Source organism: Prevotella melaninogenica (genome assembly GCF_018127925.1).
Taxonomy (GTDB): Bacteria; Bacteroidota; Bacteroidia; order Bacteroidales; family Bacteroidaceae; genus Prevotella; species Prevotella melaninogenica_C.
In genome coordinates this window covers 731,767-746,290 of sequence record NZ_CP072347.1, presented here as the reverse complement: position 1 = coordinate 746,290, position 14,524 = coordinate 731,767, and the positions used below count along the sequence as shown (strand labels likewise).

Below are 14,524 nucleotides of genomic sequence, written 5' to 3'. Positions count from 1 at the left end.
AATAAGATTTCCACAACAACATTAACAAACACTAATTTCTTTCCTCATAAAATAAACTTTCAGGGTTTTCAATCATCTAAGCATATAAAACTTTAAAGCTATCCATAACGAAAGGGAAGGAAAAGGATAAGTAAAAGAGGAAACAACAGATAAACAAGTAACAAAACAATAATTATTTAGGATATGAGAAAATTCTGTTTAAAGATTCACCGTTGGTTTGCTTTACCATTAGGCGTAGTCATGGCTATTTTGTGCTTCAGTGGTCTGGCAATACTGCTAATAAAAGACCTTGCACCACTCTTTGACATGAATGCCAAAGAGATGCCAATCTATACAATGGTAGTACGACTACACCGCTGGCTCTTTATGAAACCAGAGAATGCACATGAGGGTGGACAGTCACTTGGACGCATCCTTACAGCCGTGTCAGCAATCTGTATGTCAATCGTATTGTTATCGGGTGTTGTCATCTGGTGGCCAAAGACCAAGAAGGCGTTGAAAAGTCGTTTGACCGTCAGCACTAACAAGGGTTTCCGTCGCTTTGTTTACGACTCTCACGTGTCATTAGGTATCTATGTCTTTATCTTCCTTTTCCTCATGGCACTCACAGGTCCTGTCTTCTCTTTCGGCTGGTACAGAGCGGGAATGTCTAAACTCTTCGGTCAGCCTATGCCACCAAAGGAAATGAAGATGCAACAGCCTAAAGATGGAATGAAGCAGGGCGGAACAAACGACAAAGCTTTTGCACCTACGGACGCAAGTCAGATGAAGGGACAACCACAAGTACAGAAGGACGGAGCAAAAGATCTGAAAGGCGACCACCATGGCAAAAAGCCAAAGGGTGGAAAGCTGTTTAAGCAGTTACACACAGGAACATGGGGCGGCTGGTTCTCACGCGTTCTCTATGCTATCGCAGCCTTTATTGGTGGCTTCCTCCCTATTAGTGGTTACTATCTGTGGTGGAAGAGAAGAAGTGCGAAGAAGAAAAAAGCATAAAACATAATCATCATATATCACAAGTCCATTGAATGTATTCGGTTGATTAACCTACAGAATACCATCAATGGCCTTTTACGTTTATCCTTCAACGAAGCACTTACCTAAATGTACAGACTAACTCCCAACTGCATTCATCCACTCACAGAGGATTAAATAACCAATATTATGTAAAGTTTCTTCAAACCATTAAAAAACAACTAATGCCCAATTAGACTCGAATTAAGCCTTAATTGGCTTTCAAAAGATGCCCTTTTGAGGTCTAACTAACGCCCTTTAAGAGTCTAAAAGATGCCCTTTTCAAATCGTATTTGTAAGACCCTGATTATCTGACCGTTACAAAACCCCATTTTTAGAGCAATTTTCTATAAACAAAAGGCTTACAGAAGGGTCATTCTGTAATTATTTTTTTGGTCTTCAGGATTTTGGAGTGATAAGGTTTGCCACTTGTGTTTAGAGTTTGCAGCAATGTCACACGGAGGCACGGAGAGGACGGAGGATTATTAAAACAAAGCAATGGAAGTAACGGAGGCACCGTCGGTGCATAGAGCGACGGAGCTTGTTTGCCAATTCTATTAGCAATTTATATACAAAGCGTTTACCTCAAAATTGTTATCAAGAATCTGTACGCTATACCTCCGTCGCTCTTTGTGCCGTCGGCACCTCTGTGACATAGCATTACCTCCGTCTCTCCGTTACTCCGTGTGCCTATTATATAAGACTTTTAGTTATCACTCCATATTTCGGAAGAACCTTATTTTTCACAGCCCACAAAACCCAATAAACCATAACTAATAATCAATATTATGTAATCTTTATTAGGGATAAGAAAACTTAATCACACAAAAAATCAACAATAAATTACTTATAAATGAGTATTGCCACCTTAACAAGAAGCCAGTACCTTTGCACTCGAAAAATTTTACAGACCATAATAATAATGATGTTATATAGAATATTAAATAAGGTGATAAGTCTGGCGGAAGACTTGACTTGCCGAAAAGTAAATCGGAAATACGTGTTAAAAGAACATATTTGTATTTATTTACATGCGTGTATAAGATGAGAAATAAATAACAAATGATTAGTTTATTTTAACCAAATCCACTTGCTTTTATTCTTATTAAAGAATATATTTGCGGCAGATAATCTAATTTGGCGCAAATAAGATAAATACCATCATTTAAAGCTTTTACTCATTTTTAAATACCAGACAAAGAGATTTTTCTCTTTTAAAAAAGTCTAATCAATATTATATTTTATCTAATAAAACCCTTGAAGAGTATGGAATTAAAAAAGACACTCTACTCCCTAATGTTAGGCGGCATTCTTCTTTGCTTGTTCTCATGTGCAAAGGAAGACGAATTTGAAATGCCAACACTGGTGCTTTCTGAAAACAGTATTGCCTTTGATAAAGGCGTAAGTGAAAGAAACATTAGCGTAACAACAAATCAAAACAGCTGGATTGCATCGTCTCCACAGGAAGGCGACTGGCTCTCGCTGGTTCAGGACGGTAACGTACTGAAGGTGAAGGTAACTGAAAACAAGATTGGAACAGAGCGCACAAGCTATGTACTCGTTAACGCCAACGGCGCAGCTGGTAAGATTGCTGTGACTCAGAGCGCAGCTGACGTAACGCTTGACGTGGTTCCAAATGCTATCTATCTGCCACAGACAGGTGGTGAGAAGACGATTGACATTACGACGAATTCATCTGTCTATGACGTAACAACCAGCGAAGAAGTTAGTTGGCTAAAGATTGTCAAGTCGGAGGAAGATATCAAACTGGTAGCTGAGCGTAACGATACCTATCAGAAGCGTGAGGTGAAACTTTACGCCAAGAGCGGTAGTGTTATCCGTGAGATTGTTGTTTCTCAGTCGGGTATTCAACGCTACCTCCTCCCTATTCATCCAGGTGTACCACAGGACGAGCATAAGATTATGGACTTTGAGTTGGGTCGTGGTAGCTACCTGCGCGAGTATCAAGCAGCTATGCCAGCTTATGGACTTGAGGAGACTTACACCTTTATCACTGCTTCGCCTATCTTTACTTTGATTCAGTATTGTAGCACTGATGGTATTAATCCGTCACAGATTATCATGATTGGCGATGGTAGAAAGGCGATTGATGCCGTGAAGGACAAGGCTTTCGATAAGTTCTTGACAGACAATGGTTATGTGCGCAGCAACTCTCAGTCTGACAGAGAATATACCAATGACAAGGATTTACTCTCTTTGAAGGTTTATATATCAGAAAAGGAGAACAACGAAGGAGTTAACCTCACTTTCACACCTATTATGAAGCAGAATGGCGAATACAAGACTTTCAGCAAGTTACCATTCTATCCTCTTGAGCTTCTGCAGAAAGACAACGTGAAGTTGGCACAGATTGAACAATACGAGCAGAAGGCTGGTAGTACAGAAGAAGAGCGTAGCCTCAACGAACATAAGAATACTGAGGTTTCACAGATTCAATATAAACTGAAGGCAAGTACAGACCCTTCTGCAGCCTACGGACGTATTCACATCTTCTACACAACGGATAAGGATGGTGATGCACCAGACAATTTGGGTAGTGTTCAGATTGGTGCATTACTCTTCAAAGACACCAACCTCGGTGTATGGAAGTATGGTACTAAATGGGTTGCAACCAAAGAAATCAAGAAGGTATTGGGTGATGAGGGCTTCTCTTTCCTCCGCACATCAGGCAACAACCACTTCTTTGTACGTGAAAGCGACCACTTGGTTATTGATGTTACCTGCGTGTTAGATAACAACGCACCTGTACTCGCATTGCTTTACAGCTACGATCCATCCGTATCGGGCTCAAGTAGTAAAGCCGTAAAGGCACAGGCTAAGATGATTAGAAACTTCGCTGCTGCCAAGAAGGCTTTGAAGTTCTAAGCAAATTGTTATACCTTATTTAAATAATTACATGATATGCGTATAATCAATATACATAAGCTGCTACAGTTCTCTCTGCTATGCCTATTATTGGGTATAGCAGTTGGATGTGCTGAGAATGACAGCTTTGACCAGCCCTATCTGAATGTTTCAGAGAAGGAGATTTCTTTCTCTAATCAGATTGGTGAGAAGACAATTACCGTAAACACGAACTGTAAGGAGTGGATGGCTACTACACCGAAGGCGTGGGTTCACCTTACACAAAGCGGAAACGAGATTTCTGTACACCTCGATCCTAATACAACAGGTATGGAGAGAAGTAGCTATATCCTTGTTGATGGTGGACTGGCTGTACAGAAAATCATGGTAAATCAGAGTGCTGCTGACATCACATTAAACTTAAACAATGGTGAGGTAATTCTGCCACAGGCAGGTGGTACGACAACAGTCGACTTGAAGTTGGATGCTACTTCCTATGACCTTACACAGAATGAGCAGCCAGAGTGGATGCAGGTTATCAAGAAAAAGCATGGTTTGAAGTTTATTTCTAAGCCTAATTATGGCACTACGGAAAGAACCACAAAACTGACAATCGCCTTTGCTGGAAAGAACCACGAGGTGGTTGTTAAGCAGCCGGGCGTTGCTACTTTTATCTTGGCTTGTAACCCAGGTAACCCTTATAGTCTGCATAAGATGATGGACTTTGAGTATCGTCGTGGTAGTTTCTTGACGGAATATGGCGGTCCTGACGAGGTAAACGGTATCTTTGAAGAGAGTTACTTCTTCAAGACCCCATCGCCTTTGTTCAAGGATGTGGTCTATGTACACGATACAAAGTATTCTGTTCCAACGCGTATCTACACACGTTCACTGACAAGAGAGGGTGTTAACGCTGTGAAGTCGCAGGCTTTCCAAGAGTTTATGAGAGCCAACGGATATACAAGGGACGAGAAAGACACGAATCATTACGTCAATATAAAGGAAGCTTTCACGATGGATGTAGACATTAGAGAGGAGAATAATAGCGTTGTGTTATTCTTCTATCAGATGCACACACAAGACCGTAGCTACCCTACCTTTAGTAGTCTTGACCTTGGTCCCATTGACCTTTTGAACAAAACTGACAAGAAAATCAGTGATGTCGAAGCTTATGAGACAAGTAAGAACAGTGAGGAAATGAAGCGACAAATGTCTAAGAGTAATGAGGTTGAAGCTATTCTCTACAAGACAAATGACCCTACATTGATTGCTCGTACTTACTTCTTCTATCTTCATAATGATGCCGCTGTACCACAAGAGAAGGCTGGAAGCGTTGAGCAATACAGTTTATTCTACAGCCAACCAAACTTAGGAATATGGCAGTATGGTAATGAATGGTTCGTAACCCATGAGTTTGACAAACTGCTTACTGCAAACAACTTTGAGTTCGTTGGCTACAATGGTAAGCATCATGTCTATGCGCGTCGTTCTGACTATCTGACCTTAGCAATCTCAGGTGGAGAATATGCTGACGTCAATAATGGTAAGGCTGTCATGCAAATTACTGTTCTATACAAGCCAACTGTCTTTGCAGGAAGTAAAGAACAGCGTCTGGCAAAGGTAGAACGTATGCTCAAACAATACAATCCAAAGAAATAAAATAAAGGAACATTGATGAGAAAATCGATTATATATCTATGTGCGTGTGCGCTCTCTGGCATGATGGTTACCACCTCATGCCAGGACAGCTTGGACTCAGATGCAAGCGTTTCTAACACACGCTCTGTCAATATTGACAAAGACCTTTTTGCCATAAAAGGCTGTATTAACGTGAAGTTGGCAAAGGGTACAAACCAAGCTATACCTGCAACGCGTAGTGGTAGTGTGGAGATGCAGAGCGTACCATCGGCTATGACCTCTGCTATGCAGTACTCTGGGGCTTATAAAATGGAAAGAGTATTTAAGCCGGCAGGTATCTATGAAGCACGAACCGTAGCTGAAGGACTCGACCGTTGGTACACAATCTATTTTGATAAGAGCAAAGATGTGGCTGCTGTCTTAGACCAATTCAAGAAAGCTGAAGGTGTTGAATGTGCTGAACGAGTACTACCAATGGCAAGACCAACGGTTAAGATGACTCCTTATAGCGCTCCTGAAGCAAGCATGCAGGGTACAGGAAGCAACTTTGACGACCCTCTTCTTGCGAAACAGTGGCATTACTACAACAACGGTACTATAAATCCACGTGCAGTAAAAGGGGCTGACTGTAATGTTAAACCTGTTTGGGAAAAGTACACAACAGGTAAGAAAAACGTTATTGTAGCCGTTGTCGATGGTGGTATTGACATCACCCACGAGGACTTGAAAGACAATCTTTATGTCAACGAAAAGGAGAAGAACGGTCAACCTAACGTCGATGATGACGGCAATGGCTTTGTTGATGATATCTATGGTTACAACTTTGTAACAGCTAAAGACGTTGTTGGCGGTACTATCGAACCCGATGATGGCGGACACGGAACCCACGTTGCAGGTACTGTTGCTGCTCGCAACAACAACGGAAAGGGTGTGGCTGGTATCGCAGGTGGCGATGGTTCGCCAGATAGTGGTGTACGCTTGTTGAGTTGTCAGATATTTAGAAACAAAGACGAGCAGGGTGATGCGGCTGCTGCCATTAAGTATGCAGCTGACAACGGGGCTGTTATCTGTCAGAACTCATGGGGATATTCCTCTACTGCAGGTGTCACCTCTATGCCTCAGTTGCTGAAAGAAGCAGTGGACTACTTCATCAAGATGGCTGGTTGTGATGCTAACGGCAACCAGCGTCCAGACTCTCCAATGAAGGGTGGTGTGGTTATGTTCGCTGCTGGTAATGAGAACAAAGAGTTCTCTGCTTACCCTGCTTGCTATGCTCCGACGGTCTCTGTCGCAGCAATGGCATGGGACTTCAGTAAGGCAAGTTATAGTAATTACGCAAAATGGGTGACCATTACCGCTCCAGGTGGTGATCAAGACCGCTTCGGAACAGAGGCTGGCGTATTGAGTACAGTACCAAAGAAGAAGGTTGCATCAGGTTATGCTTACTTCCAAGGAACATCAATGGCATGCCCACACGTGTCAGGTATCGCAGCACTCATCGCCTCTTACTTTGGTCGTCAGGGCTTTACGAATGAAGAACTAAAGTCACGTTTGATTACTGCTTATCGCCCTTACAACATCGATGAGCAAAACCCAACCTACAAAGGTAAGTTAGGTAAGGGTTATATTGATGCCGAAGCAGCCTTTGAATCAGACACAAAGATTGCCCCAGAGAAGGTAGGAACCCTTACGCTCAAGCCTGACTTCGTAGACATCAATGCGGAGTGGAGCATCGCTAAGGACGAAGATAAGACCGCAGCCTTCTATCGCCTCTACATTACTCAGGGCGAATTGACAGCTGATAGGCTCAAGGATATGTCCTACAGAGAAATCAATGGTATGGGTCATAGCTTAGGTGAGACACTTAAGTATGACTTTGATGACTTGAAGGACAACACCACTTACAGTGTTGCCGTAGTGGCAGTTGACCGTTGGGGCAACCTTTCTGAACCTATGATTCAGAAGTGTACGACCCGACTCAACCATGCTCCAGAGGCTACTAACTTCCCAACAGAGGCAATAGAGGTCATGGAGAACGATCGTAAATCATTCTCTTTCAACGTTGCTGACCCTGATGGTCACAATTGGGACATCAAAGCTACGGGTGAGACAAAGGGCGTTTCCTACACTGTGAAAGGTAATACAGTGACCGTCAACCTCGTCCCTGTGCTTGAAGCAGGTAGTTATACTTGTACCTTTGTACTCTCTGATGACTTAGGAGCAAAGGCTGAAAAGAGTTTTACATTTAAGATTGTGAAGTACATTCCACCACAGCTAACAAAGCCTTTCGAGAACTATATCATTGGATTGGACGAGGGAGTAGTAACGATTCCATTGACTGGTCATTACACACATAGTAGCAATACTCAGCTTACTTACAAAGCCACAGCTGCCAATGGTAGTATCGCTGCAGCTACTATCCACAATGACAACCTTCAATTGAAGGGAATGGCAAAGGGTGTTACACGTATCAGCATCGCTGCTACAGACGGTCGTGAGACATCTTCTGATGGCTCTTTCCAAGTACGAGTTGTTGAAAAGAAGTCGGCTCCTGTCTATGCCGTTTATCCTATTCCAGTACAAAGAGACATCCATGCCCTACTCAATCCAGAGGTGAAACAGGCTGAACTCGTTATCAGTTCTACTGTAGGTGAGCGTCTGATAAAGGCTACTGTGACTCCAGACAAGAACAACGTAGCCACACTTGACCTTTCTAAACTAAATCCTGGAACGTATAAACTGACCGTATATACCAGTAAGGGCAACCATACCCAGATGTTCATTAAACGATAAACACAACAAGTATGAATACAAAACATATCATTCTCATAGCTTGCGCAGCACTTCTCGGTGCTACGCAGGCTAATGCTCAGGGACAAGATCTCTCGATATTAACAGCGAATACCGATGCCCGAACAGCCGCTATGGGTAATGCTTCGGCTGCTGCTGAGGGTATGTATCTATACAATAATCCTGCTGCTTTCTTCGCAACTGATAAGAAGTTCACCGCAGATGCATCTGCCTCTCTCTTTGAAAAGGCAGAGGGTGCCGATGGAACCTTCGGTATTTACACTCTATCTGCTGGCTATAAGTTGGCTAAGCGTCATGCTGTCTTCGCTGGTTTCCGCTATGCTGGAGGCTTGAAGCTGAAGGGCTACGACATATCGGGTAATCCGACCAAGGACTATCAACCTTATAACTGGACCCTCGACTTGGGTTATACCTATTTCTTAGGTAAGGGATTCGCTGCCTACGCAACAGGAAGTCTTATCTATAGTCATCTCTCTAAGAATGCTACAGGTGCTGCTTTCAGCGTGGGTGGAGCCTATCAAAACAACGAGTTGACCCTTGCCAACAAACCAGCCAACCTCATACTCGATGCGAAGGTGGGCGCTATTGGTCCTCAACTCGACTATGGCAACAAGCACAAGACGACACTCCCAACCTATCTTGCTGTAGGTGGTGCGCTGTCTGTAGAGGTAGCAGAGAAGCATCAAGTTGCTGCTGCCTTGTCTTCTCGTTACTTCTTCCAACCTACAGAGGCAAAGCTCTTTATGCTTGGTGGCGGACTTGAATACACCTATAACAAGATGGTATCAGTACGTGCAGGCTATGAGTATGGTGACCACGACCTCAGCCATGTCACTATGGGTGCAGGCTTCAAGTACCATGGCTTACGTCTGAACGGAGCATATAATCTGAAGACAGCAGACGCAGGAAGTAGCTACTGTACCATAGGTATTGGCTATGATTTCTAAAACAAGGACAAACAAAACAATTCATTTAATCAAAAGTAACAGTTATGAAAAGAACTTTATTCTCAATTTGTGCTTTAGTACTGAGCCTTACAGCTTCCGCTCAGATAATAAAGGACACTCCTAAAGGTAAGCTGATTGAAAACCTGTATCGCTCAAGCAAGTCTTGGGTTAAGAAAGGCTGGACAGGTGTTCAGCCTGGCAGATATGAAGGTATCGTGTCTAAGATTGTTATCGGTGAAGATGGCTGTATTTACATTTACAATCCACTATCAGGCCTCGACAGTAAGTCATGGTTGAAGCTTGAGAGACAACCTGATGGCAAGTATAGAGCAAAGCTACCACAGGATATCTTTACAGACGACCTCGGTGGGGACGATGATGAGGAGGAAAGTAGTGAGCGCACAATCTCTCTTAATCGTTTGATTTCTTCTGATGATGGAAAGAATTACGAGCCTGTTGGTCCAGCTTTGAACTACGTAGATTTCACAGTGGAAGGAAGAACACTCAAGATGTCTGGTATGGGTCAGAAGAAGCAAATATGGGGTGCTACCTATAATAATAGCTGGCTAAATAACTATGGTGGCGACTGGGCTCTTACGATTGAACCACTTAAAGAGCAGCTCGTAACACCACCAGCTACAGCTACAAAGAGCCAGTACACCGTTACTTCTAAGTCTGATCCTTCACCACGTATTGTTGAAGTAATGACCGATAATAACGATATCTATGTCAAGGGCTTGTTCAAAGCTGAGAAACTTGCAAACGTTTGGGTGAAACTTACCAAGCAGGGCGACAAGGCTGTCATGTCTACTAATCAGTATTTGGGTATTACCAAGAAGACAGACTTTAAGAAATACGATAGCGATAAGTCGGAATATCACACCTTTGCAGCTGCTTTCGAGAATGAAGAAAAGGCTGCAGATAACCTTGAGTTCAGCATTGATGCTACTGGTAAACTGACTACTTCTAAGATTCTTAGAACTTCTTTAGGTAGAGCAAGTAATGATAACATTACTGGTGAAGACTACGTTGAGAGCTATGATGCTCTTACCTTGACTCCTTACATTCAGAAGGAGGTTGGAGCACCAGCAACACCAGAATACTTCTATTTCACCTCTACTCCAAACTACGAAAACACTTCTAATGAGATTAAATTAGCATTCTATGTAAAGAACGCAGACGTTAATGGCAACGTTCTCGACCCAGAGAAGATGTACTACAATGTCTATGTTAATGGTAGCACAGAACCTTTCAAGTTCAAGAAAGGCACTAACTACAACTACATGGAGCAGGAAGAATTAGTCAATATTCCTTTCAACTATCAGGACAAGAATAACTATGACTTCAAGGTTATCGATAACCTACGTATTCTTCACTTCTATGATAGTTCTATCACATCCCTCAAGGTCATAATGGTCTACGAAGCTGACGGCAAGAAGTATTCAAGCGAACCAATGGTTGCCACACTTACTACCGATGGTATCGAGAGTGCAAACTTCAGTAAGACTACAACAGAAAAGTATTACACCGTTGATGGTCGTCAGATTCAGAAGCTACAGAAGGGTCTTAACATCATCAAGTCTTCTGATGGCACTACACGTAAGGTGGTGGTGAAGTAATTCACAATTCATTTAAAAAGACCATTTCTATACTCGATTTTGAGGAAAGAGATGGTCTTTTCTTTGCTTTTAGGAAAAACTACTTATAGTTTGAAATTTGTCAATTTATTAATTTGCATTTTGATACATCCTCTCATCTTGTTTTCTCTTTAGTTTCTCAAACAGAAAAAGAAAATAAAACAACATCTCTGTACATCTAACTCTCATTCGTCAACCTACTCCTCTTTAATTTATTACTTTCCGCTTTACAGAAATAATTTGATATTTTTAGGATGGTATACAAAATATTGCATTACTTTTTATTTTTTATATTTTTATTGTATCTTTGCAAAAAAAGTAAAGGTGAAAACAGCAATATCAGTTAACGATCAGATTCAAAAGTTACGTACTCGTGGTATGACTATTGATGCCGAACAAGAAGAAAAAGTAAGGGAAGCATTACTTGATATAGGTTATTATCGTATGGGCTGTTATTGGTTTCCATTTGAAGTTATGCCAACCAGGGGGAAACCTCGTAACCATATATTCATAAATGGAACTATTTTCGAACATGCAATAAAACTATATTATTTCGATTTTGACCTACGAAATATTCTGCTACGATACATCAGTCGCATAGAGGTGAATTTTAGAACCACTGTTATTTATCTTGTATCAAACAAATACAAAAACATACCATGTTGGTATAAAGATAATAGCGTCGTAAATGATTCACTCTTAAAAAGTCGTACATATAAGGGAATCCTTAAGAATATTAGGAAAGAAACACTGATTAATCAACATTATACCAAGTACAAAACCGATGCTCCGGCATGGAAAGAACTTGAGTTTATGCCCTTTGGTACAATAATCAATCTATACGATAATCTGAAAGATCAGCATCTAAAATGTGATATTGCTAAAGTGTATGGTATCTCAAAACCTACGGTCTTTTCTAATTATATAAATACGGTCAGACGCCTACGCAATTGCTGCGCACACGGAAAAGTACTATTCGACCTTAGCTTACCTGAAGCTATAAGTAAAGGTCCTTTGGGTGATTTAGGTGGACGTAAAACAATGCTATCAGGTGCATATCTGGTTTTCAGATATTTTCTACTGAAAATATCTAAAAACAGAGTAATAGAGATGGAAGCTAAGTTGCAAGAAGCCTATAATAGTATTCCGTATCAATGTGTCAAAGACGTTATACTGCACAATTCAGGATTAGAAGAAGAAGAAATAAACAAAAAAAGTTAAAACACTTGTTTCCTCTAAATAATTTATCTAATTTTGCATCGCTATTTAGCAAGTGCACTTGTTAGTTTCGACTTTCATACTGCACTATAAAAAGAACTAATGAGGGACTGTCTATGGCAGTCCCTCGTTTTTTTAAACTATACAACTAAAGCATAAGGGAAGCCTCGTGTCAAAATATTTCAAATATCAACTTCTTATTTATGCCCATTTACCTTCTAAAAGATGCCTAATTGGCTTGCAAAAGATGCCCTTTTGAGGTCCACCTAACGCCCTCTTGGACCCTTACTAACGCCCTTTTAAAACGCAATCTTGCAAGTATATGATTCTCTGCAAGTTACAAGACCACTAAGATTAGCCCTTTTAAGACCATTTTTCGACCCAAAACGCACCGCCTTTTGTAAACATATTTCACCCTTACCCTACATTATCAACTTGTTACCTCATCCTCCCCCAAAACCTGTTAAATATGTTACTCTGTCTCCTTGTCCCCCTGTTACTCTGTCTTCCCTTACCCTGTTACCCTGTCTCCCCTTACCCTGTCCACAAGCAACTTGTTCACTCGTTTACTTGTCAACTCGTCAACCAGTCAACTTGTTTACTCGTCAACCCGTTAACTCGTCAACTTATCCACAAAACCTAAGGTATTCTTGTATTATTTTAATATCTTTGCATAATCATTAAAGAGTCAATACGCAAAAAGAAAAATAAGACAATGACAAGTACCGAACTTAAAGACCTCGAAAGCCGACTATGGCAATCTGCCGACATGTTACGTGCTGGCGCACACCTTGCAGCCAACAAGTATAGTCAGCCTATCCTTGGACTTATCTTCCTCCGCTATGCCGATGTGCTTTTTAAGCAGCATAAAGAGGAGATTGATGCAGCCTATAACGAGTATAAGGGCACACGCATGGAACGTAGCTATAAGGACATAGCCATTGAGAAGTGTGGTTTCTTCCTGCCCGAATGTGCTTATTTTGATTATCTCAATGATGCCCCCGACGATGCCCAAAAGGCGTTGTTAGTAAAGGCTGCTATGGAGGCGATTGAGCAGGAGAACCCTCGTATGGATGGTGTTCTTCCAAAGGAGGTCTACGGACAGTTAGTGCCTGAGGAGGAACCTGAACTCTTGAGTCGCATCGTACGTGTGTTCAAAGACATTCCAGAAAACATCAGTATTGACATCTTCGGACAGATTTACGAATACTTCCTTGGCAACTTCGCCCTTGCTGAAGGTCAGGGAGGAGGAGCCTTCTATACCCCTGCCAGTGTCGTACAGTATATGGTTGAGGTCTTACAGCCAGCCACTGGCGACAAGAAGTTTCTTGACCCAGCCTGCGGTTCGGGCGGTATGTTCGTTCAGGCGGCACGCTATATGCACCGCCACAATGCCACTAACGAACAGATGATGAACTTCCGTTGCTATGGCGTGGAGAAAGAGCCTGACACGGTAAAGTTAGCAAAGATGAACCTTCTACTCAACAATGTGCGTGGCGAGATTACGGAGGCTAACTCTTTCTATAGCGATCCTTACAATGCCGTTGGACAGTTCGATTATGTCATGGCTAACCCTCCGTTTAATGTCGATGAGGTAGTCGTTGAGAGGGTGACAGACGATGCACGCTTTAACACCTATGGTATACCTCGCAACAAAACAAAGTCTGCCAAGAAGGCTTCTGACAAGAAAGAGACCGTACCTAATGCCAACTACCTATGGATTGGCTACTTTGCCACAGCCCTCAACGAGCAAGGTAAGGCAGCACTTGTCATGGCAAACTCTGCCAGCGATGCAGGAGGCAGCGAACTGGAGATACGTAAGAAGATGATTGAGGACGGCATCATCAGTCAGATGGTGACCCTCCCCAGCAATATGTTCTCTACCGTGACCCTCCCTGCCACACTTTGGTTCTTTAATAAGCAGCGACCAAAGAAAGACGAAATACTCTTTGTCGATGCTCGTAACATCTTTACACAGGTAGACCGTGCACACCGTAAGTTCTCTGAAGAGCAGGTAAAAAACCTCGGAATCATCTCACGTCTTTACGAGGGCGACAGCGATGCTTTCTGGGCATTGGTCGATGAGTATAAGGCAGAAGACAAGCAACGCGAAGCAGACTGGCTTTTAGAGCGCTGGCCAGACGGCAAATATCAAGACATTGTCGGTCTGTGCAAGGTAGCGAAACTTGAAGGCGAAGATGGCATCATCGACAACGATTATAGTCTTAACGCAGGACGATATGTGGGCGTAGTGATTGAAGACGACGGAATGACCGAAGAGGAATTCCGCACCGAAATGCTATCGCTAAACTCGGAGTTTGCAAAGCTATCCGCTGAAGCTAAAGACTTGGAGAGTGAGATTGAGAAGAACTTAAAGGAGTTGTTGGGGTAAAC

Annotated in this window: 8 protein-coding genes; all 8 read left to right on the top strand. The window is 42.2% G+C overall.

Annotated elements, in window-relative coordinates; genetic code table 11:
- Positions 1–183: 183 nt before the first annotated feature.
- The 8 genes from J4861_RS02760 to J4861_RS02725 all read left to right on the top strand — a co-directional run bounded on the left by J4861_RS02760 (position 184) and on the right by J4861_RS02725 (position 14,522).
- The gene (locus tag J4861_RS02760; protein WP_211815699.1) at positions 184–996 is read left to right on the top strand and encodes a PepSY-associated TM helix domain-containing protein; all 813 of its coding nucleotides are present in this window, start codon (positions 184–186) and stop codon (positions 994–996) included.
- A 1,284-nt stretch (positions 997–2,280) separates the two neighbouring features.
- On the top strand, positions 2,281–3,900 hold the full coding sequence (locus J4861_RS02755) for a BACON domain-containing protein (RefSeq protein WP_211815698.1): 1,620 nt from the start codon (positions 2,281–2,283) through the stop codon (positions 3,898–3,900).
- 36 nt (positions 3,901–3,936) lie between these two features.
- Positions 3,937–5,538: a BACON domain-containing protein gene (locus J4861_RS02750; protein WP_211815697.1), complete on the top strand. Its 1,602-nt coding sequence runs from the start codon at positions 3,937–3,939 to the stop codon at positions 5,536–5,538.
- A 15-nt stretch (positions 5,539–5,553) separates the two neighbouring features.
- Positions 5,554–8,310 carry a S8 family serine peptidase gene (locus J4861_RS02745; protein WP_211815696.1) on the top strand — a complete coding sequence of 919 codons (2,757 nt, stop codon included), beginning with the start codon at positions 5,554–5,556 and terminating at the stop codon, positions 8,308–8,310.
- 11 nt (positions 8,311–8,321) lie between these two features.
- Entirely contained in the window at positions 8,322–9,275 is a 954-nt protein-coding gene (locus J4861_RS02740; protein WP_211815695.1) for a PorV/PorQ family protein, read from the top strand.
- A 44-nt stretch (positions 9,276–9,319) separates the two neighbouring features.
- Positions 9,320–10,894, top strand: coding sequence for a hypothetical protein (locus J4861_RS02735; RefSeq protein WP_211815694.1), 1,575 nt, complete (start codon positions 9,320–9,322; stop codon positions 10,892–10,894).
- Between the two features lie 342 nt (positions 10,895–11,236).
- Positions 11,237–12,133 carry an Abi family protein gene (locus tag J4861_RS02730; protein ID WP_249110719.1) on the top strand — a complete coding sequence of 299 codons (897 nt, stop codon included), beginning with the start codon at positions 11,237–11,239 and terminating at the stop codon, positions 12,131–12,133.
- Positions 12,134–12,845: 712 nt separating this feature from the next.
- Entirely contained in the window at positions 12,846–14,522 is a 1,677-nt protein-coding gene (locus tag J4861_RS02725) for a class I SAM-dependent DNA methyltransferase (RefSeq protein ID WP_211815693.1), read from the top strand.
- Positions 14,523–14,524: the final 2 nt, after the last annotated feature.